This is a genomic window from Mycobacterium heidelbergense (assembly GCF_010730745.1).
GTDB classification, from domain to species: domain Bacteria; phylum Actinomycetota; class Actinomycetes; order Mycobacteriales; family Mycobacteriaceae; genus Mycobacterium; species Mycobacterium heidelbergense.
In genome coordinates, this window is sequence record NZ_AP022615.1 from 3385073 (window position 1) to 3411407 (window position 26335).

Here is a 26335-nt window from a genome sequence, read left to right on the forward strand (position 1 = left end):
AATTCTTTTTCCAAGGCGGTCTATTTGACTTAAGTCGGGTAATAGTTTCCGGTGTACTGCAGGCAGATTTGCTGCTAATTCGTATCGCCACGGTTAATTGTCTATTCCGTTGTCGAAATTCGCCAAAAGTATTTCACGGGTACGTTTAACACGCCATTATTCAGAATCGTATAAAGGAGATGGTCGTGGACCTCGCAGCCCGCCCCCCATCACCACCGGCATCGCCCTGACCAGCGCCGCTATCCTCGCCGCCGGCCCCATAGCCCAGCACCTACCCAACCTCCACGTCACCCAACATCTCCCCCAGATGAGCGTGGCCGAGATCAACCTCACCGACGCCGCTAGCGGCATGATCGATCTGTTCGCCGGCGTGGAAAACGAACTCGCCTCGCTTGCCAACGGAGCCAGCGCGGCCAGTGTGCCGGCAAGTCTCGTTAGCGGGATCATCAACCCTGCCGCAGCATTCAACGATCCTCTTGCTGTCAACCCGATCCAGACGTGGATCAGCCTCTTCCAAAACGCAGCCACCAACGGGCAGTACCTTGGCAACCTTTTCTTGCAGACGCCCTTCCCGGTCGCGCAGCAGGTTCTTGCGAACTGGGCGCAGTATGCGAGCCAATACGTTTCGAGTTTTCAAGGCGCCGCAAACAGTGCTGTGACGTGGATCTTCGGAAATGCTAAAACCTTAAGCATGGCACCGTATCTCTCGCTAGCGTGGAGTGATATTTTATCGGGTCAGATATCAGCTGCGATGACAAACTTGTATATCGCATTTTGGCAACAGCCGCTTGAAGAAGTCGCTTTGCCGCTCGAATCCATACTGAAGATCCTGCCTGCGATGGCGACTAACTTGCAGAGCGGTCTCACCTATACCACCGGCAGCGCGCTCAGCATCTTCGGGCTCGCGAGCTTCCTCGGGGTGCCTAACGCAATGAAGACTGCATTCGGTGCCAGCGCCCAAGCGATTTATAACGCTTGGGTCGCCGGGGACCCGGTAGGAGTGCTGACCAACGTTGCCGACCTCCCAGGTGCGACGCTAAATGGGCTAATCAACGGCGTGGCATCCGGCCAAAAGATTACTGGTGGGATTCTCAGCAGCCCCGCTATCGCTAGGGGTGACGGCCCGATTAATACCACCCTCAGCCAGATCCTGCCGACTCTGGTGAAAGACATCGTCACTCCCAAAGCCCAGAACATCATGGCAGGTGGCAGTTTGGCGACTGCGTTCCAAAGCCTCGCGAACCAGCTGCTCAATGGCTGGCCGTCTTTGAACAGCATCACTGGCGCCATCAGCAATGGATTGACTCAAACCCTTCCCTCGCTCCTGCAGGGTCTGCCCCTGCTACTTACTAAGGCCGGTGGCCTTGTCAGCAGCTTGGGAACGTTGATTATCAATCTCCTCAAGTTGCTCTGAGTCCATGGTGGTCGCCGATGCGAGCCGGCGACCACCAACGGCGATCGGCCCCCTTTGCGAGCAAGAAGGGGGCCGATCCGTTCATGGTGTGCATCTCGGCTGGGCGTGAGCGGTCTACGGCAACGCGACCCATGTCAGCCGGGATGACACTTAACCAGGATTTCACCTCTGACGTCATGTTGTTGCGAAATCGGCTTTTTTGCGGATTTCCGTTTTGTTGTGGGCTGTTGAGCTCGCCCAGCGGTCCCGCATGTGTTGATGGTCTCGCCGTTGGGGAATGCCGCCCCCGCGATCCGCACCGGCATCCCCGATTTCGGGGCAACCAAGCGCTAGGTCGGTCGCATGAAAGTTGAATATCTTTGAGCGCCTGGAACATTGACAGTAATGCGGTTTCGAAAAGTGATCGCACATGTGATAGCGGTTCAGCCGCAAGCACCGACAGCCTGCGGCGCCAGACGCTGTGAGTCTTTCGTCAACGACTCGTCACATGCGAAGCTGCAGAGCATGGTCGTCGCGATCGCCCGCCCCAAGCTCGAAGGCAACATCGCGGTCGGACGGGACCGCCAAATCGGTTTCGCCGAGTTCGGCGCCCCGCAGGGCCGGGCGGTCTTCTGGTTGCACGGCACTCCGGGGGCCCGCCGGCAGATCCCGACCGAGGCCCGCGTCTACGCCGAAGACCACCACATCCGCCTGATCGGCATCGACCGGCCCGGCATCGGCTCGTCGACACCGCACCAGTACGAGAACGTCGCCGCCTTCGCCGAGGACCTGCGCACCATCGCCGACACGCTCGGGATCGACACGATGGCCGTCATCGGCCTGTCCGGCGGCGGCCCGTACGCCCTCGCGTGCGCGGCGCGCCTGCCCGACCGGGTGGTGGATGCCGGTGTGCTCGGTGGGGTGGCGCCGACGCGCGGGCCGGACGCGATCAGCGGTGGCGCGATGAACCTCGGGTTGCGGATCGCGCCGCTGCTGAGATTCGGGGGTAATCCGCTGCGGATCGGCGCCAGCGTCGTGGTCCAGGCGGCGCGGCCGATCGCATCTCCCGCGCTGGACGTCTATGCGCTGCTCTCACCGCGGGCCGACCGCCACCTGCTCAACCGCCCGGAGTTCAAGGCGATGTTTCTCGACGACCTGCTCAACGGCAGCCGCAAGCAGCTGGCCGCGCCCTTCAACGACATCATGCTGTTCGCCCGCGACTGGGGATTCCGGCTCGACGAGGTGAAGGTCCCGGTCCGCTGGTGGCACGGCGACCACGACCACATCATCCCGTTCGCGCACGGCGAGCACGTCGTCTCCCGGCTGCCCGACGCCGAGCTGTTCCACCTGCCGGAGGAAAGTCACCTGGCCGGACTGGGCCGCGGCGAGGAGATCCTGTCCACCTTGATGAAGGTTTGGGACGAGCGGGCCTGACCACTCGTCAATCGGCCTGCGGGTAACCTGCTTTCGTGCTGCTGACCTCGCTGAATCCGTCCGACGTCACCGCCAAGGACATCGCCGACGCGGTGCGCATCGACGGCGCCGTGCTCAGCCGCGGCGACTTGGTCGGCGCCGCAACGTCGGTGGCCGAGCGCGTCGCCGGCGCGGAGCGGGTCGCGATCCTGGCGACGCCGACCGCGTCGGCGGTGCTGGCGATCACCGGCTGCCTGATCGCCGGCGTGCCCTTCGTCCCGGTGCCGTCCGACGTCGGCGTGGCCGAACGCCGGCACATACTCACCGACTCTCGCGCGCGGGCCTGGCTGGGTCCCGAGCCCGAAGAGCCAGAAGGGCTGCCGCACATCCCGGTTCGCTTGCGCGCCCGCTCCTGGCATCGCTATCCGGAGCCGTCACCGGACGCCACCGCGATGGTCATCTACACGTCGGGCACCACCGGGCTGCCGAAGGGCGTGGTGCTGAGCCGGCGGGCGATCGCCGCCGACCTGGACGCGCTGGCGGAGGCCTGGCAGTGGACGCCCGACGACGTGCTGGTGCACGGGCTGCCGCTGTTTCACGTGCACGGGCTGGTGCTGGGGTTGCTCGGGTCGTTGCGGATCGGAAATCGCTTCGTGCACACCGGAAAACCGACACCGGACGCCTACGCGGCGGCGGGGGGCACCCTGTACTTCGGGGTGCCCACGGTGTGGTCGCGGGTGGTGGCCGACGCGTCGGCGGCCGAGGCGCTGCGCCCGGCCCGGCTGCTGGTGTCCGGTAGCGCCCCGCTACCGGTGCCCGTGTTCGACCGGCTGGCCAAGCTCACCGGGCACCGCCCCGTCGAACGCTACGGCGCCTCGGAATCGCTGATCACCATATCGACGCGGGCCGACGGCGAGCGCCGCGCGGGCTGGGTGGGCCTGCCGCTCGCCGGCGTGCAAACCAGGCTGCTCGACGACAACGGCGGCCCGGCGCCATACGACGGGGAAACCGTTGGAAGACTTCAGGTTCGCGGCCCGATGATGTTCGACGGCTACCTGAACCGACCGGAGGCCACCGCCGAGGCCTTCGACGCCGACGGCTGGTATCGTACGGGCGACGTCGCGGTAATCGATGGCGGCGGCATGCATCGCATCGTGGGCCGCGAGTCGGTCGACTTGATCAAGTCGGGCGGATACCGCGTCGGCGCGGGCGAAATCGAAACGGCGTTGCTCGGTCATCCGGGCGTGCAGGAGGCGGCCGTCGTCGGGCTGCCCGACGAGGACCTGGGCCAGCGCATTGTCGCCTTCGTCGTCGGCTCGTCCGAGCTGCGGGCGGGCGAGCTGATTGATTATGTGGCCCGCGAGCTTTCGGTGCATAAGCGCCCGCGTGAGGTGCGCGTCGTGGACGCGCTGCCCCGCAACGCGATGGGCAAGGTGCTCAAGAAGCAGCTGCTGTCCGAGGGCTGAACACGGCCGTCTGCCTCTTGCGAGCGTGCGCAGTTGTACGCCCGCGTCGGCGTGTCCCTGTACAAACACGCACGCTCGCGAGCCGGGCGGTAGGAAGTCAGTTCCTGTCTTGTCTCAGCTCAGCCGCCAGGGCAATTAGGCTGGAAGCAAGCGATAACCGGGAGGTTCAGGTGAGCGACAACGGCGAACCGCAGCCCACTACTCCGCCGCCGAGTACGCCCGCGGCCCACGAATCCAAGCCCCCGCCACCGCCGATCCAGTGGGAGACCGAGGTGAGTACACGGGGCCGTGAGCCGTCTTCATTGTGGGGCGCGGCTCTCGATGTCGTTCGAAGGGTGATTCACGGCGACAACAATGATGTATGAGCAAGGCAGCGAATGGGTTGCGTTCATAGCGAAGGAACTCGACCGGGAGTATGGCCGGCGTGACAGGTTGAACACGCGCTCGGCCACGACAATAACCAGCGCTACGACGCTCGTGACCGTTTCATTGGCGGTGGTGGCCGTGCTGAAGGGACAACACCTCGCAGTCTCGGGAGTTCTCAGGGTGGGGTCACTGCTGAGCGCGCTAGTGCTGTTGCTGGCTGCTGCGGTCCTGAGCATTTTGGCGGGAGTTACCCGCAGCCGGCTCGAGGTGGCCGCCGTCGTCGGGCTGCCCGACGAGGAGCTGGGCCAGCGCATTGTCGCCTTCGTCGTCGGCTCGTCCGAGCTGGAAGGCGACGAGCTGATCGATTATGTGGCCCGCGAGCTTTCGGTGCATAAGCGCCCGCGTGAGGTGCGCGTCGTGGACGCGCTGCCGCGCAACGCGATGGGCAAGGTTCTCAAGAAGCAGCTGCTATCCGAGGGCTGAACACGGCCGTCTGCCTCTCGCGAGCGTGCGCAGTTGTACGCCCGCGCCGGCGTGTCCCTGTACAAACACGCACGCTCGCGAGCCGGGTGGCGCCATCCCGGGCCCCGCGACACGCAGGATGTTGCCAGCTTGTCTATCGGGCGAGACTGCGAACCTTCACCTACCGTCGTAGCAATGAGCACATGCAACCGGCCACTGGGCGGCCTTTGATGGGTGGGCCCGACCGCGCGGGTGGCGCCGCTGCGACGGTTGTGGCGGGTCCCCCGTCCACGCCGATGCGGCGGGTGGCGGCCGCCTGCCTCGTCGGCTCGGCAATCGAGTTCTACGACTTTCTCATCTACGGCACCGCGGCGGCGCTGGTCTTTCCCACGGTGTTCTTCCCGCACCTGGGCCCCACGGTCGCCACCATCGCGTCGATGGCGACGTTTGCGACGGCGTTTCTGTCCCGGCCGCTGGGCGCGGCGGTGTTCGGATACTTCGGGGACCGGCTGGGCCGCAAAAAGATGCTGATCGCCACGCTGCTGATCATGGCCGTTTCCACCGTGAGCGTCGGCCTGGTGCCCACCACGTCCACCATCGGCGTGGCGGCCCCGCTGATCCTCGTCGTGCTGCGGCTCCTGCAAGGCTTCGCCGTCGGCGGAGAATGGGCGGGATCGGCGTTGCTGAGCGCCGAGTACGCCCCGGCCGGCAAACGCGGGCGGTACGGCATGTTCACCCTGCTCGGCGGCGGCACCGCGGGAGTGCTGAGCAGCCTGACCTTCCTCGGCGTGAACTTCACCATCGGGGAGACCAGCCCCGCCTTCATGCAGTGGGGGTGGCGGGTCCCGTTCCTGATCAGCGCGGGGCTGATAGGCATCGCCCTATACGTGCGGGTCAACATCGACGAGACCCCGGTGTTCGCCGAGGAGAAGGCCCGCAACCTGGTCCCCAAGGCACCGCTCGCCGAGTTGCTGCGCCTGCAGCGCCGGGAGATCTTTTTGGCCGCGGGGAGCATCCTGGGCGCCCTGGGCTTCGTCTACATGGGCAACACCTACCTCACCGTGTACGCCCATTCCCACCTCGGTTACTCGCGCACCTTCATCTGGTGCGTGGGTGCGCTGGGCGGCCTGGTGAGCATCACGTTCGTCACGCTGTCGGCCACCCTGTGCGATCGGTTCGGGCGCCGCCGCATGATGCTGCTGGGGTGGACGGTCTGCCTGCCGTGGTCGTTTGTGGTAATCCCGCTGATGGACACCGGCAAACCGGTCTTGTACGCGGTCGCGATCCTCGGCATGTTTGCCAGCGCCGCGATCGGCTCGGCACCCACGGCGGCCTTCATTCCCGAGCTGTTCGCCACCCGCTATCGCTACAGCGGCGCGGCGCTGGCGATGAACCTGGCCGGCATCGTCGGTGCCGCCCTGCCGCCGCTGATCGCGGGGACGCTGCTGGCCACCTATGGCAGCTGGGCGATCGGTCTCATGCTGGCCGCCCTGGTCTCCGTCGGCCTGGTGTGCACCTATCTCCTGCCGGAAACCAACGGAACGGAGCTGGGACCCGGCTTGGAGGCCGTGCCCAGCGGCTGACTCAGTTGGCGTGCAGGTCCTCGTTGAGGGCGATGCCCTGACCGTCGCGGGCCACCACCTCGACGGCGCCGGTGACCGAATTGCGGCGGAACAGCAGGTTGTCGACGCCGGAGAGCTCGGCGGCCTTGACCGTTTTGCCGGCGGGCGTGGTGACCTTGGTGCCGGCGGTGACGTACAGGCCGGCCTCGACGACGCAGTCGTCGCCCAGCGAGATGCCCAGGCCCGCGTTGGCGCCGAGCAGGCATCGCCTGCCGATCGAAATGACCTGCGTGCCGCCGCCGGACAGCGTGCCCATGATCGACGCGCCGCCGCCGATGTCCGACCCGTCGCCCACCACCACGCCGGCCGAGATGCGGCCCTCCACCATCGATGCGCCCAGGGTGCCGGCGTTGTAGTTGACGAAGCCCTCGTGCATCACGGTCGTGCCCGGCGCCAGGTGGGCGCCCAGCCGCACCCGGTCGGCGTCGGCGATGCGCACCCCGGTGGGCACGACGTAGTCGACCATCCGCGGGAACTTGTCGACGCCGTAGACGGTCACCGGGCCGTGGCGGCGCAGCCGCGCCCGGACCGCCTCGAAGCCTGCGATCGCGCAGGGCCCGCGATTAGTCCAGACGACGTTGGTCAATACACCGAACAAGCCGCCGGCGTTCAGCCCGTGCGGCGCCACCAGCCGGTGCGACAGCAGATGCAGCCGCAGGTAGGCGTCGTAGGCGTCGGCGGCCACATCGTCGAGCGAGCCGATGACCGTGCGCACGGCGACGGTCTCGGTGCCGCGGTCGTCGTCGCGGCCGATCAGCGCGCCCAATTCCGCGGGGACATCCGACGTCGCGAGTCGCGACGTGCCGCCGGTGCCCGATTCGGTCAGTTCCGGTGCGGGAAACCACGTGTCGAGGATCGACCCGTCGGAGGCCAGCGTCGCCAGCCCAATACCTACTGCGCCAGTCACGGCCGACAGGTTACTTGGCTCGCCGAGCAGACACAGAATCGCATGCCGGAGCCACCGCGAGTGCGATTCTGTGTCTGCTGGCCAGCAGATACCCTTGGGCCGTGCTGGACTTGCGCGGGGACCCCGTCGAACTGACCGCGGCGCTGGTCGACATTCCCAGCGAGTCGGGGGACGAGGCCCGCATCGCCGACGAGGTGGAGGCCGCGCTGCGGGCCCAGACGTCCGGCTTCGACATCGTCCGCAGCGGCAACGCCGTGCTGGCCCGCACCCGGCTGCGGCGGCCGTCGCGGGTGCTGCTGGCCGGGCACCTCGACACCGTCCCGGCGGCCGGAAACCTGCCCAGCCGCCGCGAGAACGGCGACCTCTACGGCTGTGGTGCCGCGGACATGAAGTCCGGCGACGCGGTCTTCCTGCACCTGGCCGCCACGCTGGCCGAGCCGGCGCACGACCTCACGCTCGTGTTCTACGACTGCGAGGAAATCGAAGCGGCGTCAAACGGTTTGGGCCGCATCGAGCGTGAGCTGCCGGACTGGTTGTCCGCCGACGTGGCCATCCTCGGCGAGCCCACGGCCGGCTACATCGAGGCCGGCTGCCAGGGCACGCTGCGCGTCGTGATCAGCGCGACCGGCACCCGCGCGCATTCGGCACGATCCTGGTTGGGCGACAACGCGATTCACAAACTGGGTGCCGTCCTGGACCGGCTGGCCGGGTACACCGCGCGCACCGTCGACATCGACGGCTGCGCCTACCGCGAGGGCCTGTCGGCGGTGCGCATCGACGGCGGCGTGGCCGGCAACGTGATTCCGGACTCCGCGTCGGTGACGGTCAATTTCCGTTTCGCCCCCGATCGATCGGTGGCCGCGGCGCTGCGACACGTGCACGACGTGTTCGACGGCCTCGATGTGGCCATCGAGCAGACGGACGCCGCGGCGGGTGCGTTGCCGGGCCTGACGCGGCCCGCCGCCAAGGCCCTGGTCGAGGCCGCGGGCGGGCGGGTTCGGGCGAAATACGGGTGGACGGACGTGGCGCGGTTCGCGGCGCTGGGGATACCGGCGGTCAATTTCGGGCCGGGCGATCCCAACCTGGCGCACCGGCGCGACGAACGCGTGCCGGTCGCCAACATCACCGCCGCGGTGGAGATGCTGCGGCGCTACTTGAGCGGCTAGTGTTCGTCGCGCCGGTGCGCGGTGGGTCGAAGGTCGGGCGTCAATCCCCGTGTGTCACATCGGTCACTCGCCGGCCGGCATACACCGATGTGCCCGCCTCACAGCGACAGCCCACCGCGCGTGTCGCTGTGAGGCGGGCAGAAGAGTAGGTGCCTCCGAAGCCGAGACGCACGTGACACATGTGACCACCACGACGCGTCCCGCCCGCTATCCCTTGCACCGCTGCGCCTGCGCGGCGGCATCGGCGGCCGCCGCGCGCATCCCGACCGCCGCCAGGTCATCCGACACCGCCCGCAGCGCCGCGCCGTCACCGGCCGCCAGCGCCCGCGCGTGGGCGAGCGCGATTCCGCCTACCGCGCAGTCGATCTCGCCGCACAGCCGGGCCAGCGGGTCCGCCGCGCGGGTGTCGCCCAGGCGGACGGCCTCGTGCCAGGCGCGCAGCGCCACCGCCGACTGCCCGCCGCGTTCGGCCATCCGGGCGGCGTCGCGGGCGGCGGCCACCGCGCCGTGCGCGTCGCGCATCGACGCCAAGCGCCACGCCCGGGCCACACCCAGCTCCGGGGCGAACAGCGCCGACTTGGTCCCGTGCCGGGATTCGGCCCTACTCAAGGCTTTTGCCGCCGCCGCGGTGTCGCCCTGCTGGGCCAGCGCGGTGGCGAGCAGCGTCAGCGACAGCGGCCCCCACGAGTAGCCGGTGCGCTGCAGCGTGGCCGCGGCCGGCACGAGCAACGTTGCGGCTCTAGCGAATTCACCGTCGGCGAGCAGCACGTGCGCCAGCAGCACCTCGCCGATCGCGCGGCCCGGCTGCTGCAACTCGGCGAAATCGGTGAACTGCTGGGCCAGCCGCCGTGCCGCGTCGAGTCGGCCCGCCATCAACAGCGCGGTCGTTTGGCCCAGCCCGATCGTGAAGCGCAGCAGCCCGGGATGCTCGGCGGCCAGGGCGCGCTGGGCCAGCGGTTCGACGTCGTCGAAACGGCCCTGCCGCGCCGCGCACAGCGCGGCGGCGCTGGCCGCCCACGCCACCGCCTGGTCGTCGGCCGCCGGCGAGGCCAGCACCTCGCCGGCGACCTTGACGGCGTGCCCGACATTGCCCGCGTTCATCGCGAAGGTGGCGCTCAGCGCGTCGAGCGTGGTGCGCGGTCCCGCGTCCGCGACCCGGCCGCGGATGGTCCGCAGGAACGCGGTGGCGCGCTCGGGCTCGCCCAGCATCCAGAACTGGTTGGCCGCCCGCAGCAGCGCCCAGTCCATGAGCGCCGGCTCGGCCAACGCGCCCGCGTCGACGGCGGCCAGCACCGCGTCGGCCTCGCGGCCGCGGCCCTGCCACGCCAGCGCGTGGGCCAGCGCCAGCCTCGCCGCCAAGCCGCCGGACCGCTCCAGCGCCGAGCGGGCCAGGCGTTCGCCGAGCGCGAGGTCGCCCAGCCGCAGCGCCTGCCGCGCGGCGGCGGCGACCTCGGCCGCCCGCTGGGGGGCGTCGCTGTCCAGCGCCAGCGACGCCAGCCGCAACCGGTCGCTCAGGTGCTCCGACGGGTGCCGCGACAGCACCCCGACAACCTCGGTGCGTCGCCGCCGCGCGTCGTCGGCGCCGAGCGCGGCACGCGCCCGCTCGGCGAACAGCGGGTGTGCCGTGTACACCACCGGGTCGTCGCCGCGTCCGCCGCGGACCCGGGTTTCCGCCGCGCCCCAGTCCACCGCCTCCGTCACCGCGCCGTCGCCGGCGAGGACGGTCAGATCGGCGACCGACAGCGGCTCCTGCACGGCGAGATAGTCCAGCACCGACCGCGCCGCGGTGGGCAGCTCGGCGAGGAACGCGTCGACCTCCGCCGCGGTCGTCGCGCCGCCGGGCGGCTCGATGTCGATCCGGTCCAGCAGGCCGTCGGTCCACAGCGCCGCGATGGCGCCCGGCGCGGCGTCCGCGCGCGCCGTCACGATCATCCGGGCCGCGCCGGCCAGCGCCAACTGATAGACCAGCGTGGCCGACAGCACATCGAGGTCGTGGGCGTCGTCGACGACGAGCAGCAGATCGCGATCAAGGACCAGCGACGCCCGGGCCGCCCTCAGGAGCGCGGCGGGTTTGCCGATGTCAGCGATGTCCACCAGATGGCCGAAAGCCCCGAACGGCACGACGCGCTCGCTCGGGGCGCCGGTGACCCAACGAGCGATCGTGGTCGGGTGCCGCCGGACATAGTTTTCGGCGGCCAGGCGGGCCAACGTGGATTTGCCGCAGCCGTCGGGTCCGAGCACGACGGCCCCGGGCCGGCCCGTGTCGCCCAGCGCAACGTCGAGTCGCTCCAGGGCCGCCGCGTGCTGGGGGACGTTCCATCGAATCGGCACCGCCAGAATTTTATTGCGCGCGGTGTGCGCCCCGCACCGGGCTTGGTCTACCTTTCGTTGTATGCGCCGGGAACGCGAACCGTCACGCGCATGGGCGGTGTGTGTGTACTGCGCGTCCGGCCCTGAGCATCCCGAATTGCTTGGGCTCGCTGCGGAACTCGGCGAGGCGATCGCCGACCGCGGCTGGACCCTGGTGTGGGGCGGCGGCCGGGTCTCGGCCATGGGGGCGGTGGCCAGCGCGGCGCGCGCCCGCGGTGGCCGGACCGTCGGCGTCATCCCCCGAATCCTGATGCGCCGCGAGATCGCGGACGCCCAAGCCGACGAGCTGATCGTCAGCGACACCATGCGCGAGCGCAAGCAGGTCATGGAAGACCGCGCCGACGCGTTCATCGTGCTGCCCGGCGGCGTCGGCACCCTGGACGAGCTGTTCGACGCGTGGACCACGGGCTACCTCGGCCTGCACGGCAAGCCCATCGTGCTGCTCGACCCCTTCGGGCACTACGAGGGCCTGTGGCTCTGGCTGTGCGGACTGCTTGACAGCGGGTATGTCTCGCAAACCGCGATGGACCGCGTGGTGCTGGTCGATAAGGTGGGTGCCGCACTAGAGGCGTGCGCGCCCGGCTGAGGTCAGCGACAAGGCGCCGAGGGGAATCGAGGGGATCACGTGTCCGAGCACGACGGGGGAGCGCGCACGGCGGTCAGGCTGACCGATATCGCGGTTCGCGCGCCGGCCGTCCTGGCCGACGCGCCGGTGATCGTGCGGGGAGCGCTGACCGGGCTGCTGGCCCGGCCGGATTCGCACAGGTCCATCGGCTCGGTGTTCCAGGAACGGGCCGCTCGCTACGGCGACCGGATCTTTTTGAGGTTCGGCGACCAGCGACTCACCTACCGCGACGCCAACGCGGCCGCCAACAGGTACGCCGCGGTGCTGGCCGCGCGCGGCGTGGGCGCAGGCGACGTCGTCGCGATCATGCTGCGCAACTCGCCCAACGCGATCCTGGCGATGCTGGCCGCGGTCAAGTGCGGCGCGGTGGCCGGCATGCTCAACTACCACCAGCGCGGCGAGGTGCTGGCGCACAGCCTGGGCCTGCTCGACGCCAAGGTGCTGATCGCGGAGACCGACCTGGTCAGCGCCGTGGCCGGGTGCGGCGGTTCGGGAAGCACCGAGACGCTGACCGTCGAAGACCTGGAGCGATTCGCCGTCGGCGCCCCGGCCACCAACCCGGCGTCAGCATCGGCGGTGCGGGCCAGGGACACCGCGTTCTACATCTTCACCTCGGGCACAACGGGTTTCCCGAAGGCCAGCGTGATGACCCACCTGCGGTGGCTGAAGGCGCTGGCGGCGTTCGGCGGTATTGGGTTGCGGCTCAAGAGCTCCGACACGCTGTACTGCTGCCTGCCGCTGTATCACAACAACGCGCTGACGGTGGCGCTGTCCTCGGTGATCAATTCCGGGGCGACGCTGGCGCTGGGCCGCTCGTTTTCGGCGTCGAGGTTCTGGGACGAGGTGATCGCCAGCGACGCAACGGCGTTCATCTACATCGGCGAGATCTGCCGGTATCTGCTCAACCAACCGCCCAAGCCCACCGACCGCGCGCACAAGGTCCGCGTGATCGCCGGCAACGGCCTGCGCCCGGAGATCTGGGACGAGTTCACGAACCGCTTCGGGATCGCCCGCGTCTGCGAGTTCTATGCGTCCAGCGAGGGCAACACCGCCTTCATCAACGTCTTCAACGTGCCCCGGACCACCGGTGTGTTCCCGATGCCGTTGGCCTACGTGGAATACGACCCCGACACCGGCGCCCCGCTGCGCGACGACAACGGGCGGGTGCGCCGGGTGCCGGCCGGCCGGCCCGGCCTGTTGTTGAGCCCGGTCAACCGGCTGCAGCCGTTCGACGGCTACACCGACCCAGAGTCGAGCGAAAAGAAGTTGGTGCGCAACGCCTTTCGTGAGGGCGACTGCTGGTTCAACTCGGGCGACGTGATGAGCCCGCAGGGCATGGGGCACGCGGCGTTCGTCGACCGGCTCGGCGACACGTTCCGGTGGAAGGGCGAGAACGTCGCCACCACGCAGGTCGAGGCGGCGCTGGCGTCCGACGAGTCCGTCGAGGAATGCACGGTCTTCGGCGTCGAGATCCCGCGCACCGGCGGGCGCGCCGGGATGGCCGCGGTCCAGCTGCGCGACGGCGCCGAGTTCGACGGCAGGTCGCTGGCCCGCGCCGTGTACGGGCAGCTGCCCCCTTACGCGCTGCCGCTGTTCGTGCGGGTGGTTCGGGAGCTGGAGCACACCACGACGTTCAAGAGCCGCAAGGTGGAGTTGCGCGAGCAGGCCTACGGCCCCGACCTGCAGGACCCGCTGTACGTGCTGGCCGGCCGCGAGGAGGGCTACGTGCCGTACTACGACGAATATCCCGAGGAAGTTGCCTTGGGCGAGCGACCGCGGGGCTGACGGCTTCGGGCCGTCGAGTCTGCGTCGACGGCATCGAGCCTGCGCACAGCGCGTGCCTGCGCGACCTCGGACAGCACTGGGCGCAGTCTCGATGCATTCGGCGACCAGGCACCATAGACGTGTGCGTTCGACACCGCCGGCGTCAGCCGGCCATTCGACACTGTGCGGCCGGCCGGTCGCGGGGGATCGCCCGCTGATCATGGCGATCGTCAACCGCACCCCGGACTCGTTCTACGACCGGGGCGCGACCTTCGGCGACGACGCCGCCCGGGACGCCGCACATAGGGCCATCGCGGAAGGAGCCGACGTCATCGACGTCGGCGGGGTCAAGGCGGGCCCGGGCGAGAGCGTCGACGAGGACACCGAGATCGCCAGGTTGGTGCCGTTCATCGAATGGCTGCGCGACGCCTATCCCGACCAGCTGATCAGCGTCGACACCTGGCGCGCGGGGGTGGCCAGGGTGGCCTGCGCCGCCGGCGCCGACCTGATCAACGACACCTGGGGCGGCATCGACCCCGCCCTGCCCGAGGTGGCCGCCGAGTTCGGGGCGGGCCTGGTGTGCTCGCACACCGGTGGCGCGCAGCCGCGCACGCGCCCGTTCCGGGTGAGCTACGGGACCAGCACGCGCGGTGTGGTGGACGACGCGATTCGCCAGGTCACCGCCGCCGCCGAGCGGGCCGTCGCGCGCGGGGTGGCCCGCGACCGGGTGCTGATCGACCCGGCCCACGACTTCGGCAAGAACACCTTCCACGGGCTGGCGCTGTTGCGCCACGTCGGCGATCTTGTTAATACCGGATGGCCGCTGCTCCTGGCTTTGAGTAACAAGGACTTCGTCGGGGAGACTCTGGGTGTGGGACTGACCGAACGGCTCGAGGGAACGCTGGCCGCCACCGCGCTGGCGGCGGCCGCCGGTGCCCGCATGTTTCGGGTGCACGAGGTCGCGGCCACCCGGCGGGCCCTGGAGATGGTGGCCTCGATCCAGGGCACACGCCCGCCGGCGCGCACGGTGAGGGGGCTGGCATGACGGAGTTGGTGGACCTCGCCAGCGAGGGCGTGCTCGCCGCGCGGCCCGGCGACGTCTGGTTGTCCGACCGCAGCCGCAACCGTCCCGGGTGGACGCTCGCCGCACTGGAAGAGGCGAAGGCCGGGCGGACCGTCTCGGTGGTGCTGCCGGCGCTCAACGAGCAAGAAACCGTCGAATCGGTGGTCGAAAGCATCTCGCCGCTGGTCGATGGGTTGGTCGACGAGCTGATCGTGCTGGACTCCGGTTCGACGGACGACACCGAGATCCGGGCCATCGCCGCCGGCGCCCGCGTCATCAGCCGCGAGCAGGCGCTGCCCGAGGTGCCCGTTCGACCCGGCAAGGGCGAGGCGCTATGGCGCTCGCTCGCGGCCACCAGCGGCGACATCGTGGTGTTCGTCGACTCCGACCTGATCGACCCGCACCCGATGTTCGTGCCCTGGCTGGTGGCCCCGCTGCTCACCTGCGACGGGATTCACCTGGTCAAGAGCTTCTATCGGCGGCCCTTGACGGTCGGCGACGCCGGCGGCGGCGCGGGTGCCACCGGCGGCGGGCGGGTCACCGAGCTGGTGGCGCGGCCGTTGCTGGCGGCGCTGCGCCCGGAGCTGGGCTGCATCCTGCAGCCGCTCGGCGGCGAGTACGCGGCCAGCCGGGAGCTGCTGACGTCGCTGCCGTTCGCCCCGGGCTACGGCGTGGAGATCGGCCTGCTGGTGGACACCTTCGACCGGTTGGGGCTGGACGCGATCGCCCAGGTCAACCTCGGCGTGCGGGCGCACCGCAACCGGCCGCTGGGCGAGCTGGGCGCGATGAGCCGCCAAGTCATCGCGACCCTGCTGTCGCGGTGCGGGATCCCCGACTCCGGGGTCGGCCTGAGCCAGTTCTTCGCCGACGGCCCGGACGGCTCCGACGGCTCCGACGTGGAGGGCTACACCCAACGCACCGCTCCGGTGTCGTTGGTGGACCGGCCGCCGATGAAGGGATTGCTGCCACGCTGATCGCCGGGTTGTCGGCGGGATAGGGCAATATCGAACGCGTGGCGTTGGTGTTGCTGTACCTGGTGGTGCTGGTGCTGGTGGCGATCGTGCTGTTCGGCGCGGCCAGCCTGCTGTTCGGCCGTGGTGAGCAGCTGCCGCCCCTGCCCCGGGGGACGACGGCGACGGTGCTGCCGGCCTACGGCGTCACCGGAACCGACGTCGACGCCGTCAAGTTCACCCAGGTGCTGCGCGGGTACAAGGCCAGCGAGGTGGACTGGGTGCTGGACCGCCTCGCCCGGGAGCTCGAGGCGCTGCGTGGGCAGCTGGCGGCGGTGCACGCCTCGCCGGTCGCCGAGGACGAAACCGGGGGTGAGCCCGACCCGATGGAACCTGAGGACCGCGAGGATCGTCAGGACACAATGTGAGCGACGATGGACTGGTGCGGTGCGGTTGGGCGGCCATTCGGCCCGGACCGGACCTCGAGCTGTACCGCGACTACCACGACCGGGAATGGGGCCGCCCGTTGCGCGACGGGGCGGCGTTGTTCGAGCGGATGAGCCTCGAGGCCTTTCAGAGCGGCCTGTCGTGGCTGATCATCCTGCGCAAACGGGAGAATTTCCGCCGCGCCTTCGCCGGGTTCGACATCGAGGTGGTCGCCGGCTACACCGACGCCGATGTGCAGCGCCTGCTGGCCGACGAGGGAATCGTGCGCAACCGCGCCAAGATCGAAGCGACGATCGGCAACGCGCGCGCCGCTGCTGAGCTGGGATCCGCGGAGGACCTGTCGAAGCTGCTGTGGTCGTTCGCGCCGTCGCCGCGGCCCCGCCCCGCCGACGCCTCCGAAATCCCCTCGGCCAGTGCCGAATCGAAGGCCATGGCGCGCGACCTGAAAGGGCGCGGCTTCCGGTTCGTCGGGCCGACCACCGCCTATGCGCTGATGCAGGCGACGGGGATGGTCGACGATCATGTTCGCGATTGCTGGGTGCCCACCGTGACCCTCTGAAGGCCCGCAGAAGGCCCTTTGAGCCCGGAGAAGCGGGCCTTGGTAGTAACTGCTGACCCGAATAGGGAACAATGGGGGTGTGATTTGGCAGTTCAATGTCGGGTATGACTGGAAATCCACTGGCGGGGCATGCTCGGCGCCGGCCAGGTCCGCGACGGCGGGCCAGCTCGAATCTGGAGGGAGCACTCGATGGCGGCGATGAAGCCCCGGACCGGAGACGGTCCTCTGGAAGCAACCAAAGAGGGGCGCGGCATCGTGATGCGGGTACCACTTGAGGGAGGCGGTCGATTGGTCGTCGAGCTGACGCCCGACGAGGCCGCGGCCCTGGGTGACGAACTCAAGGGCGTGACCAGCTAAGGCGGCTACGCACACACCTTCCGGTAGATCTCCAGCGTCTGCTCGGCGACGTGGGTCCAGGAGAAGTCCTCGATGCAGCGCTGGCGTCCCGCCTCGCCATAGCGTTTTGCTTTGCCGCGGTCGGCGACCAGCTCGTTCACCGCTTCGGCCAACCTGGCCTGAAAACCGGTCGGGTCGGCCGCGTCATAGTGCACCAGCGACCCGGTGACCCCGTCGGCGACCACCTCCGGTATCCCGCCGACGTCGGAGGCCACCACCGCCGTCGCGCAGGCCATCGCCTCGAGGTTCACGATCCCCAACGGCTCATACACCGACGGGCATACGAAAACCGTTGCCGCCGAAAGTATTTCGCGTAGCTCCCCGATGGGGAGCATTTCCCGGATCCAAAACACACCGGCGCGATCGCGCGCCAACCCGGCTACCGCGGCCCGGGCCTCCTCGGCCAACTCAGGGGTGTCGGGGGCGCCGGCGCACAGCACCAGCTGCACGTCCGCGTCGAAGTGGTGCGCCGCCGCCATCAGGTGGCCGACGCCTTTCTGCCGGGTGATCCGTCCGACGAACGCCACGATCGGCCGGCGTGGATCGACCCCGAGTTCGGTCAGCACGGACCCGGTTTGCCCCGGCCCCGCGGGATACCAGACGTTGGTGTCGATCCCGTTGCGAATGACGTGGACGAGGCTTGGGTCCAGGGTGGGATAGACCCGCAGGATGTCTTCGCGCATGGCGGAGCTGACCGCGATGACGGCCTCGGCGGCCAGCACCGCGGTGCGTTCGACCCACGTCGACACCCGGTAGCCACCGCCGAGCTGTTCCGCCTTCCACGGCCGCAGCGGCTCGAGCGAATGCGCGGTCAGCACGTGGGGGATGTCGTAGAGCAACGCGCTCAGATGCCCGGCCAGGCCGGTGTACCACGTGTGCGAGTGGACGACGGTGGCCGCGGACGCGGCGTTGGCCATCATCAGGTCGGTGGACAGGGTGGACAGCGCCGCGTTGGCGCCGTGGATGCGCGGGTCGGGCTGATGGGCGAAGGCGTCCGGGCGGGGCGCGCCCATGCAATGCACGTCGACGGCGCACAGTCGGCGCAGCTGGGCGACGAGTTCGGTGACGTGTACCCCGGCTCCGCCGTAGACGTCCGGTGGGTACTCCCGAGTCATCATCGCCACCCGCATACCCGCACCGTAGTTCGGCGACGATGCCGCCCGCGAGTCGGGCGGGGGAGGAGCCGGACAATTGGGCTGGGGTTCGGCGACGATGCCGCCCGCGAGTCGGGCGGGGGAGGAGCCGGACAATTGGGCTGGGGTTCGGCGACGATGCCGCCCGCGAGTCGGGCGGGGGACATAATGGGGGTATCGGGTCGTCAGACTGAGCCAAATACCTTGACAGACAGTCCGTCAGCAAACCGGCAACAGGATTCCCCTGGCAGCGGTTCGCGGCGGCCGATAGGTTTGGAACCATGAGGGAAGCACCACACGTGCTGGGCATTGTCCTGGCCGGCGGTGAGGGCAAGCGGCTGTATCCGCTGACCGCGGATCGGGCCAAGCCCGCGGTTCCGTTCGGTGGTGCGTATCGACTGATCGACTTCGTGCTCTCCAACCTCGTCAACGCCCGATATCTGAGGATCTGCGTTCTCACGCAATACAAGTCGCATTCACTTGACCGTCACATTTCGCAAAACTGGCGGTTGTCCGGCCTGGCCGGTGAGTACATCACGCCGGTGCCCGCGCAACAGCGCCTCGGCCCGCGCTGGTATACCGGCTCGGCCGACGCGATCTATCAGTCCCTCAACCTGATCTACGACGAAGATCCGGACTACATCGTGGTTTTCGGCGCGGATCACGTGTACCGGATGGACCCCGAGCAGATGGTCCGGTTCCACATCGACACCGGGGCCGGCGCCACGGTGGCCGGCATCAGGGTCCCGCGCAGTGAGGCCAGCGCGTTCGGTTGCATCGACGCCGACGAATCCGGCCGCATCCGCACTTTTGTCGAGAAGCCACTGAATCCGCCGGGAACTCCCGATGACCCTGAGACGACGTTCGTTTCCATGGGCAACTACATCTTCACCACCAAGGTGCTCATCGACGCGATTCGCGCCGACGCCGACGACGACCACTCGGATCACGACATGGGCGGTGACATCGTCCCGCGATTGGTGGACGACGGGATGGCCGCCGTGTACGACTTCTCCGACAACGAGGTGCCCGGCGCCACCGACCGCGACCGGGGCTACTGGCGCGACGTCGGGACGCTGGACGCCTTCTACGACGCGCACATGGACCTGGTCTCGGTGCATCCCGTGTTCAACCTCTACAACAAGCGCTGGCCGATTCGCGGCGAGTCGGAGAATCTGGCGCCGGCCAAGTTCGTCAACGGCGGCTCGGCCCAGGAATCGGTGGTCGGCGCCGGCAGCATCATCTCGGCGTCCTCGGTGCGCAACTCGGTGCTGTCGTCGAACGTCGTGGTCGACGACGGGGCCATCGTGGAGGGCAGCGTGATCATGCCGGGCGCCCGGGTCGGCCGCGGCGCGGTGGTGCGCCACGCGATCCTGGACAAGAACGTCGTCGTCGGGCCCGGCGAGATGGTCGGCGTGGATCTGGAAAAGGACCGCGAGCGCTTCGCGATCAGCGCCGGCGGTGTGGTCGCCGTCGGCAAGGGCGTCTGGATCTAGCGGCCGCGAGCTGGGGCACCCCCCGCTCGCGAGCAGACGCGGAATCGCACGCGGAGGCGCCGCGCCGTGCGATTCTGCGTCTGCTCGGCGCTACTTCGGGATCTCCGGGATCAGCAGGTGCGCGTCGTAACGCGGGCCCCAGTGCAGGGTGACCTGGCCGCGCGGCGAGTTGAGATAGGCCGCGGGCATCTGACCGATCAGCGGATTGGCCGGACACAGCCAGCGTCCGGCCACCACCAGCCGCAGCTGCTCGCCGGCGCGGAACAAGGTCGCGGAGGGCCCCAGCGCAACGTCGATCGCGACCACCTCGCCGGCGGACACCGGCCGCGGCTCGGTGCACGCCGGAACCGGCTCCCACGGCCGGGACAGCTCGGGGTCCAACGCGCGCAGCGCGACCCGCTGCCAGCCGGTGGTCACCCGGTCGCGGCCGTAGCCGTATGAGCCCTCGAATTCGACGAACCGTCCGCCGCGCCACTTCTCCACGCCGACGAACAGATTCGCGTCGTCACAGCCGTCCAGTTCGACCCACAGCCGCGCCACCATCGGGCCGGTCAGCTCGATGTCCGCGGGCACGGTCCAGCTGAATGCCGCTGCCCGGGAACGCGTTTCGAACCCGACGCTGCCCGCCGCCTGCGGCCGCTCGTCCGCCAGCGCTCCCGCATCACCCAGATATAAAGGCCGCCAACGGGTTCGGGCGAGCGGCCACTCGGCCTCCTCGCGGACCGCGGCGACGGTATCGCGGTCCTCGCGCACCTCGAGGCGGACGCTGCGGGAATCGGGCGCGCCGCCCAGCACGTCGCGAAAGAACTTCAGCTGCTCGGCCAGTGCGGCCTCGGAGTAGAAGGTCGCCCACTTGCCGCCGCGATGGGTGTAGAGGCGGGCGTGGGCCGAGCCGCCGCGGGTGAAGGCCCGCATCGAGCCCCGGCTGTGCAGGTTGTTGTCCGAGAAGCTGCCGCAGACCAGCATGGGCGCCTTGATCGCCGACAGGTCGGGCACCAGCGAGCGCCAGAAGTCGTCGCGCAGCGGGTGCTCCTCCTGCATCTGGGCGAGGTTGTAGCTCTGCCGCGTCGCCCGATACACGTTGCGGCCCCACAGCCGGGCGAAGCCGGTCTCCCGAATCCCGCCCGGGAACATCAGTTCGCGATACGCGTCGGTGAAGCCCTCCCACGGGCAGATCGCGCGCAGCGCGGGCGGCTGCAACGCGGCGACGGCGTACTGGCTGATGGCCAGGTAGGACACCCCGAGCATGAGGACATTGCCGTCGCACCACGGCTGGCCGGCGATCCACTGCACCAGGTCGTAGGTGTCCTCGGCCTCCTGGCGCGACAGCAGTTTTCCGGTGCCGTCGGAATGGCCGCAGCCGCGCGCGTCGGCGTTCACCACCGTGAAGCCGTGCGGGGTCCACCAGGCCGGGTCCGGGGCCTCCCACCCGGTCAGGGCCGAGAAGCTCACCGGTTTCGGCTGGCGCAGCAGGCGGTATTGCACCGAGAACGTCCACTTCTTGCCCCGCCGAGTCGGCAGCTTGTCCTTGCCGTAGGGATGGATGCTCAGGATGGCCGGCCGCGCCGCCTCGTCGGCCCCGCGGAAGACATTGATCCGCAACACCGTTCCGTCGCGGGTCGGAACGGCGACGTCACGCTCGACGAGGGTGTCCGTCGGTGGATCGGTGACGGTGACGGGCGGTCTGGCGATGCCGCGTAGCCGGGCCACCGCATAGCGGAGAGCGCCGGGACGTCGCCACGGCCGGTCAAGCGTAGGTGCCGGGGTTCGCGCCACGGCAATACCTTAGAGCGATTCAGGCGCTACCACACGTTGGGAACCAGCCGATAGCGCACCCGCTGCGTGTATTCGCGGTAGCCGGCCAGCTCCTGGGCGAGCAGTTTCTCCTCGTCGAGGATGCGGAAGACGAGCACCGCGACGCCCGGGATGACGAACAGAAGTCCCCAGTAAGAGCCGAGCGCCAGCGGCATGCCCACCATCATGATCACGTTCCCGACATACATCGGGTGCCTGACGAACTTGTACAGGCCGCCGGAGGCCACCTGCTGGCCCGCCTCCACCGTGACGGTGGCGGCCGCGTAACTGTTCTCGACGATGACCAGCATGGCGATGCCGAGCCCGGCCGCGACCAGCACATCGCCGAGCAGGCATACCCACACCGGCACCGCCGACCAGCCCATCCGATGGTCGAATGCGCTGAACGCCATCATCGCGAAGAGATCCACAAACGAGCCGACGATGATGATCTTTTGGGCCATCCTCGTTTCCGCGCGTGGCCCGGCATGCATGCGTCGCCGCAGGGCCGCCGGGTTCGCCCGCGCCAGATAGATCGTGGGGATGGCCGATGTCGCCGTGAACACGGCGATGAAAACCCATGCCTGCCAATAATTCAGCGTGCCGGCCGGCACGAACAGGATGAGGCCGAATGCGGCCAACCCGAGAATCGAGGACGTCGTCAGCCGAACAGCGGTTTTCATGATGCTCCTAACAACGCAGGTCACGCCGTCGAAAAGCGATGGCTCCCAGGACGATCAGCGCCGCGTCGATGGCCAGCAGCCACAGCAGCGGCACGGCGGTGAAGTCGGCGCCGACCCGTGGAATGTGTGCGAACGGTTCCAGATCGAGCAACCACTGCGGGAATTGGGCCAGCTCACCGATCAGGTACACGGCGATGAACCCGACCAGCACGCCCCACGCCACGGGCGTGAAGCGCGGCGCCAGACCGAACAACGCGATCGTCACCGCGGCGAGCAGCCAGACGGCGGGCAGCTGGGCGGCCGCGGTGCCGACGACGACGGCCAGCTTGCCGCCGACGTCGCCGGCCGCGACGCCGTAGACGATCCCGCCGGCCACGCCGCTGGCCAGCATCGCGACCGCGCACCCCAGCATGGCGGCCACCAAATGGCTTGCCAGCCAACGGGTTCGCGACACGGCCCCGGCCAGGATCGTCTCGGCGCGCTGCCCGGACTCCTCCTGCTGCGGCCGCAGGGTGAGCGAGATGGCGAACGCGGCGGCCACCATGCCCATCATGGTGTACGCCACCGCGACGAAGGCCTCCTCCAACGCGCTGGTGCCGCCCATCCGCGCGACGATGTCACGCGCGACGGTGCTGTCGCCGAGCTCGTCGCCGATGCCGTGCGCCACGCTGCCCATCAGCAGGCCGTACAGGCACAGGCCCACGGTCCACAGCAGCAGCGCGCCGCGGTTCAGCCGCCACGTCAGCCCGTCGACGCCGCCCAGCCGCTTGCCGGCGGTGCCGGGTCCGGGGCGTTCGGCGATGAGCCCGGCGCCCACGTCGCGGCCGGCGAGCAGTCGATAGGCCACCAGGGTGAGCGCGGCCGTCGTCGCCAGATGCAGCAGCAGGACCCACCAGCGATCGCCCGCGTACGGCCGCACCTGCAGCGACCATCCCAGCGGCGAGAGCCACGACAGCGTGCCGTCGCCGGCGTCGCCGACGGCGCGCAGCGTGAACGCGGCCCCGAGTACGGCGAAGGCGGCGCCGCGGGCGAACCTGGCGCTCGGCGAGAGCTGGGCGGTCACCGCGGCAACCGCGGTGAAGACCAGGCCGGAGCAGGCCAGCGCCGCCCCGAACGCGAGCGACCCGCCGGCCGGGACGTCGGTGGTCAGCAAGCCCGCCGCGCCGATCGCGCCGGTGGCGATCGACGCGCCGAACGACAACAGCAGCGCCGCGCTCAGGCCGGCATACCGGCCGACGGCGGTCGAGTCCACCAACTCGGTGCGGCCGGTCTCCTCGTCGGCGCGGGTGTGCCGGATCACCGTGAGGATGACGGCGACCGCGATCAGCAGGTGGAACATCCCGGCCTTCCAGATCCCCACGGCGCCAAGGCTGTCGTTGTAGACCTGCCCGTAGAGCGCGCGCTGGGCCGGGCTGGCCATGATGGACGCGGCGAACCCGGCGCGGGCGGCCTCCGTGGGATAGACCTTTAGGATGCTGCCGACGTACACCGTCGCCAGCGGCACCGACAGCAGCAAGACCCACAGCGGCAAGGAGATCCGGTCTCGGCGCAGGTAGAGCCGAAGCATCCCAAGGGTTCCGGAGAACTGCGACCCGGCGCGAGGCGCCGGATGCGCCGGGCGGTGTGGCCGATCCAGCGTTGCGGTGCTCATCGCACTGAGACCTTCGTGCCGCCATCGGCCGCCGTGTCGTAATGGCGCAGGAAGAGCTCCTCGAGCGTTGGCGGCTGGCTGACCAGGCTGCGCACGCCGGCGTCGACGAGCGCCCGGATGAGCTCGCCCAGGCTTTCGCTGTCGACGTGGGCGTGCAGCGTGTTGCCGTCGATGGTGACGTCCTCGACGCCCTTGATTCGGGTGACATCGCCTGGATCGGAGATCATTTCGGCCTTGATCGAGGTGCGGCTGAGATGCCGCATGGAGTCCAGCGAACCGCTCTCGATGGTCTTGCCGGCCCGGATGATGGTCACCCTTTCGCACAGCGCTTCGGTTTCTGCCAGGATGTGGCTGGAGAGCAAGACCGTGGTGCCGCGGTCGCGGGCCTCGCCGACGCACTGCTGAAACACGTTCTCCATCAACGGGTCCAGGCCGCTGCTGGGCTCATCCAGGAGAAGCAGCCTGGCCCTCGACGAGAACGCCGAGATCAGGGAGACCTTTTGCCGGTTGCCCTTCGAGTAGGTGCGCGCCTTCTTGTGCGGGTCGAGGTCGAAGCGCTCGATCAACTCGGCGCGACGCCGTTCGTCGATGCCCCCCCGCATGCGGGCGAGCAGGTCGATGGTCTCGCCGCCGGTCAGTGAGGGCCACAGCGTCACATCACCGGGCACGTAGGCAATGTGGCGATGCAGTTCGACCGCGTCGGTCCACGGGTCGCCGCCCAGCAGCCGGGCGGTTCCGCCGTCGGCCTTCACCAGGCCCAGCAGGATGCGGATCGTCGTCGACTTCCCGGCGCCGTTCGGCCCGAGGAACCCGTGCACTTCCCCCTCGCGCACCGTCAGGTCCAGGCCGTCCAGCGCGCGCACCGAACCGAAATTCTTTCTCAGTCCGTTGATTTCGATCGGCGCGGCGTTGCTAACTGGCATGGGATCCTCCTTGATCGTCGGCGGCCAGGAATGCGTCGTACATGGTGCGGTCTGCCATCAGGCCCTCGGTGTAGATCTCGAGGGCGGGCAGGATCATCTCGCGGGCGTAGTCGCGCAGGACCGCACGCAGATCCGTCGGGGTCTCGTGCATCTGCAGATACAGCAAAAAGCCCCCGCCCCCGGTAATGCCCAGGTATTTTGCCCTGGCCTTCGGGTCGGGGCTGGGCTTGATCGTGCCGGCCCGCACACCCTCTTCCAGGTAGTCTTCGGCATTCTCGATCATCCTGTGCCACAGCATCTTTGCCAGCTCACCGCCGGTCTGCATGCTGCGCACCAGGTATGCCATCAGCGGCGCGTAGGCCTCGATCTCCGCCATCTGCGCGAACCAGGTGGCCGGGTCGTTGGATTTCAGCGCCTCCGACTTGCTGGTGCGGATCTCCTCGGCGATGTAGTCGTCGCAGGCTTTGCGCAGGCCGTCCTTGGAGCCGAAGTGGTGGATGACCAGCGCGGCGCTCACCCCGGCCGCGTCGGCGATCGCGCGCAACCCGACGCCGAACCCGTGCCGGCCGAACTGTTCGATGGCCGCGTCCCGGATCCGGGCGGCGGCCGTCAGGTCGGCTGAACGCATGTTCAGCACATTAAACGGACGTTCAGGCGGCGGTCAAGGAGGCGCGCCGTCAGGAATCCGTAAGGATCGCGCGTTCCCTTCGACCCGGCTCCGACTTCTCCCGCGTCGAGATCGACGCGAGCGTGCCGCCCACTCGAACTTTCCCGCGCTAACGCAGATCTCGGCGCGGTGCGGCCCGCTCGCGCCGCACCCGCAATGCCGCCGGAAATCTGATGGCGCCATCACGCCGACGGGCTAACGGATCAGTCGCGGACCGCGGCCAGCAACCCGTCGCCGAGCGGCACCAGGGCGGGGGTGAGCCGCTCGTCCTCCGCGATGAGCCGGGCCGCCTCGCGCACCGCGGACACCTCCGCGTCGCGCGCCTCGGGATCGCCGGCCCGCCCGCCCAGCGCCGCCCGGTGCACCACGATGACGCCCCCGGATCGCAGCAGCCGCACGCCCTCGACGACGTAATCCGCCTGGTCGATCGGGTCGGCGTCGATGAACACCAGGTCGTACGACTCGTCGGCGAGCCGGGTGAGCACCTCTTGGGCGCGGCCGCTGATCAGCCTGGTGCGTGACGGCCCGACGCCGGCCTCGGTGAAGGCCTGCTTGGCCAGCCGCAGGTACTCGGGCTCGATATCGATCGTGGTCAACACGCCGTCGTCGCCCATGCCCGACAACAACCACAGCCCGCTCACCCCGGCGCCGGTGCCCACCTCGGCGACGGCCTTGCCGCCGCTGAGCTTGACGAGCAGGCTCAACAGCGCGCCGACCGCGGGCGTCACCGCCACGGCGCCGATTTCCACGGAGCGCTCGCGGGCGGCCGCCAGGAGCGCATCTTCCGATATCGAACCCTCGGCGTGCGCGCAGAGCGATTCGGCCCGACTGGGGCCCGCCTGGCCGGGGGTTGCTGCGTCGGTGCCGTCCATGCCCCGCAGCGTATTCCAATTTGCGGCGCGGTCAGGCAGGCGCGCCTGAGCCGGGCCGCCCCGACACGCCCGGAATCCACGAGCGACGAAACTCACTCGTTTGCCGATTCGCCCTGCTCAACGCAGGTAACGATCTGGTTTCTCAGG

22 protein-coding genes and 1 pseudogene are annotated in these 26335 nt (G+C 69.2%); 14 read left to right on the plus strand and 9 right to left on the minus strand.

All coding sequences use genetic code 11. The features are described 5' to 3' along the window. Positions 1-109 precede the first annotated feature (109 nt). The 5 genes and pseudogenes from G6N25_RS15985 to G6N25_RS16005 all read left to right on the plus strand — a co-directional run bounded on the left by G6N25_RS15985 (position 110) and on the right by G6N25_RS16005 (position 6683). Positions 110-1414 carry a hypothetical protein gene (locus tag G6N25_RS15985; protein ID WP_232065816.1) on the plus strand — a complete coding sequence of 435 codons (1305 nt, stop codon included), beginning with the start codon at positions 110-112 and terminating at the stop codon, positions 1412-1414. A 504-nt stretch (positions 1415-1918) separates the two neighbouring features. Then, a complete protein-coding gene (locus G6N25_RS15990; RefSeq protein ID WP_083073380.1) occupies positions 1919-2827 on the plus strand; it encodes an alpha/beta fold hydrolase in 909 nt (302 codons plus the stop codon). Between the two features lie 35 nt (positions 2828-2862). Beyond that, positions 2863-4272 carry an acyl-CoA synthetase gene (locus tag G6N25_RS15995; protein ID WP_083073381.1) on the plus strand — a complete coding sequence of 470 codons (1410 nt, stop codon included), beginning with the start codon at positions 2863-2865 and terminating at the stop codon, positions 4270-4272. Positions 4273-4908: 636 nt separating this feature from the next. Further along, positions 4909-5121 (plus strand): annotated as a pseudogene (locus tag G6N25_RS16000) (AMP-binding enzyme); the annotation flags it as partial. A gap of 275 nt (positions 5122-5396) precedes the next feature. Further along, positions 5397-6683: an MFS transporter gene (locus G6N25_RS16005; protein WP_083073383.1), complete on the plus strand. Its 1287-nt coding sequence runs from the start codon at positions 5397-5399 to the stop codon at positions 6681-6683. A 1-nt stretch (position 6684) separates the two neighbouring features. Here the strand turns inward: G6N25_RS16005 and dapD are convergent, their stop codons facing one another. Then, positions 6685-7638: a 2,3,4,5-tetrahydropyridine-2,6-dicarboxylate N-succinyltransferase gene (gene dapD / locus G6N25_RS16010; RefSeq protein ID WP_142272554.1), complete on the minus strand. Its 954-nt coding sequence runs from the start codon at positions 7636-7638 to the stop codon at positions 6685-6687. 92 nt (positions 7639-7730) lie between these two features. Between dapD and dapE the strand changes: the two genes are divergently transcribed. After that, positions 7731-8795, plus strand: a complete 1065-nt coding sequence (gene dapE / locus G6N25_RS16015; RefSeq protein WP_083073385.1) for a succinyl-diaminopimelate desuccinylase — start codon at positions 7731-7733, stop codon at positions 8793-8795. Positions 8796-9002: 207 nt separating this feature from the next. Here the strand turns inward: dapE and G6N25_RS16020 are convergent, their stop codons facing one another. After that, positions 9003-11126 carry an AAA family ATPase gene (locus tag G6N25_RS16020; RefSeq protein ID WP_169924612.1) on the minus strand — a complete coding sequence of 708 codons (2124 nt, stop codon included), beginning with the start codon at positions 11124-11126 and terminating at the stop codon, positions 9003-9005. Positions 11127-11187: 61 nt separating this feature from the next. On the opposite strand from G6N25_RS16020, the gene G6N25_RS16025 reads away from it, so the two are divergent. The 7 genes from G6N25_RS16025 to G6N25_RS16055 all read left to right on the plus strand — a co-directional run bounded on the left by G6N25_RS16025 (position 11188) and on the right by G6N25_RS16055 (position 16930). Continuing rightward, positions 11188-11751 (plus strand): TIGR00730 family Rossman fold protein, encoded by a 564-nt coding sequence (locus G6N25_RS16025; RefSeq protein WP_083073386.1) that lies wholly within the window; start codon positions 11188-11190, stop codon positions 11749-11751. A 39-nt stretch (positions 11752-11790) separates the two neighbouring features. Continuing rightward, positions 11791-13575 (plus strand): long-chain-acyl-CoA synthetase FadD6, encoded by a 1785-nt coding sequence (gene fadD6 / locus G6N25_RS16030; protein WP_083073387.1) that lies wholly within the window; start codon positions 11791-11793, stop codon positions 13573-13575. 199 nt (positions 13576-13774) lie between these two features. Further along, the gene (gene folP / locus G6N25_RS16035) at positions 13775-14599 is read left to right on the plus strand and encodes a dihydropteroate synthase (RefSeq protein WP_232065958.1); all 825 of its coding nucleotides are present in this window, start codon (positions 13775-13777) and stop codon (positions 14597-14599) included. Beyond that, positions 14596-15591, plus strand: coding sequence for a glucosyl-3-phosphoglycerate synthase (locus G6N25_RS16040; protein ID WP_083073389.1), 996 nt, complete (start codon positions 14596-14598; stop codon positions 15589-15591). The genes folP and G6N25_RS16040 overlap by 4 nt, the downstream gene beginning before the upstream one ends. A gap of 38 nt (positions 15592-15629) precedes the next feature. Continuing rightward, positions 15630-15995 (plus strand): DivIVA domain-containing protein, encoded by a 366-nt coding sequence (locus tag G6N25_RS16045; protein WP_083073390.1) that lies wholly within the window; start codon positions 15630-15632, stop codon positions 15993-15995. Next, complete coding sequence (locus G6N25_RS16050) at positions 15992-16573, plus strand: DNA-3-methyladenine glycosylase I (RefSeq protein ID WP_083073391.1); 582 nt, start codon at positions 15992-15994, stop codon at positions 16571-16573. The genes G6N25_RS16045 and G6N25_RS16050 overlap by 4 nt, the downstream gene beginning before the upstream one ends. Positions 16574-16762: 189 nt before the next feature. Continuing rightward, entirely contained in the window at positions 16763-16930 is a 168-nt protein-coding gene (locus G6N25_RS16055; RefSeq protein WP_003406247.1) for a DUF3117 domain-containing protein, read from the plus strand. A 5-nt stretch (positions 16931-16935) separates the two neighbouring features. On the opposite strand, the gene glgA is transcribed toward G6N25_RS16055, so the two are convergent. Beyond that, complete coding sequence (gene glgA / locus G6N25_RS16060) at positions 16936-18099, minus strand: glycogen synthase (RefSeq protein ID WP_083073392.1); 1164 nt, start codon at positions 18097-18099, stop codon at positions 16936-16938. Between the two features lie 284 nt (positions 18100-18383). Between glgA and glgC the strand changes: the two genes are divergently transcribed. Then, positions 18384-19598 carry a glucose-1-phosphate adenylyltransferase gene (gene glgC / locus G6N25_RS16065; protein WP_083073393.1) on the plus strand — a complete coding sequence of 405 codons (1215 nt, stop codon included), beginning with the start codon at positions 18384-18386 and terminating at the stop codon, positions 19596-19598. 90 nt (positions 19599-19688) lie between these two features. On the opposite strand, the gene G6N25_RS16070 is transcribed toward glgC, so the two are convergent. The 6 genes from G6N25_RS16070 to G6N25_RS16095 all read right to left on the minus strand — a co-directional run bounded on the left by G6N25_RS16070 (position 19689) and on the right by G6N25_RS16095 (position 26188). Next, a complete protein-coding gene (locus G6N25_RS16070; RefSeq protein WP_083073394.1) occupies positions 19689-21374 on the minus strand; it encodes a CocE/NonD family hydrolase in 1686 nt (561 codons plus the stop codon). A gap of 26 nt (positions 21375-21400) precedes the next feature. Beyond that, positions 21401-22075 (minus strand): methyltransferase family protein, encoded by a 675-nt coding sequence (locus G6N25_RS16075; protein ID WP_083073395.1) that lies wholly within the window; start codon positions 22073-22075, stop codon positions 21401-21403. A gap of 7 nt (positions 22076-22082) precedes the next feature. Continuing rightward, positions 22083-23726 carry an ABC transporter permease gene (locus G6N25_RS16080; protein ID WP_142272556.1) on the minus strand — a complete coding sequence of 548 codons (1644 nt, stop codon included), beginning with the start codon at positions 23724-23726 and terminating at the stop codon, positions 22083-22085. After that, the gene (locus tag G6N25_RS16085) at positions 23723-24649 is read right to left on the minus strand and encodes an ABC transporter ATP-binding protein (RefSeq protein ID WP_083073397.1); all 927 of its coding nucleotides are present in this window, start codon (positions 24647-24649) and stop codon (positions 23723-23725) included. The genes G6N25_RS16080 and G6N25_RS16085 overlap by 4 nt, the downstream gene beginning before the upstream one ends. Further along, positions 24639-25277, minus strand: a complete 639-nt coding sequence (locus tag G6N25_RS16090) for a TetR/AcrR family transcriptional regulator (protein ID WP_083073423.1) — start codon at positions 25275-25277, stop codon at positions 24639-24641. Before G6N25_RS16090 ends, G6N25_RS16085 begins: the two co-directional genes overlap by 11 nt. Before the next feature lie 242 nt (positions 25278-25519). Further along, positions 25520-26188 carry an O-methyltransferase gene (locus G6N25_RS16095; protein WP_083073398.1) on the minus strand — a complete coding sequence of 223 codons (669 nt, stop codon included), beginning with the start codon at positions 26186-26188 and terminating at the stop codon, positions 25520-25522. Positions 26189-26335 lie beyond the last annotated feature (147 nt).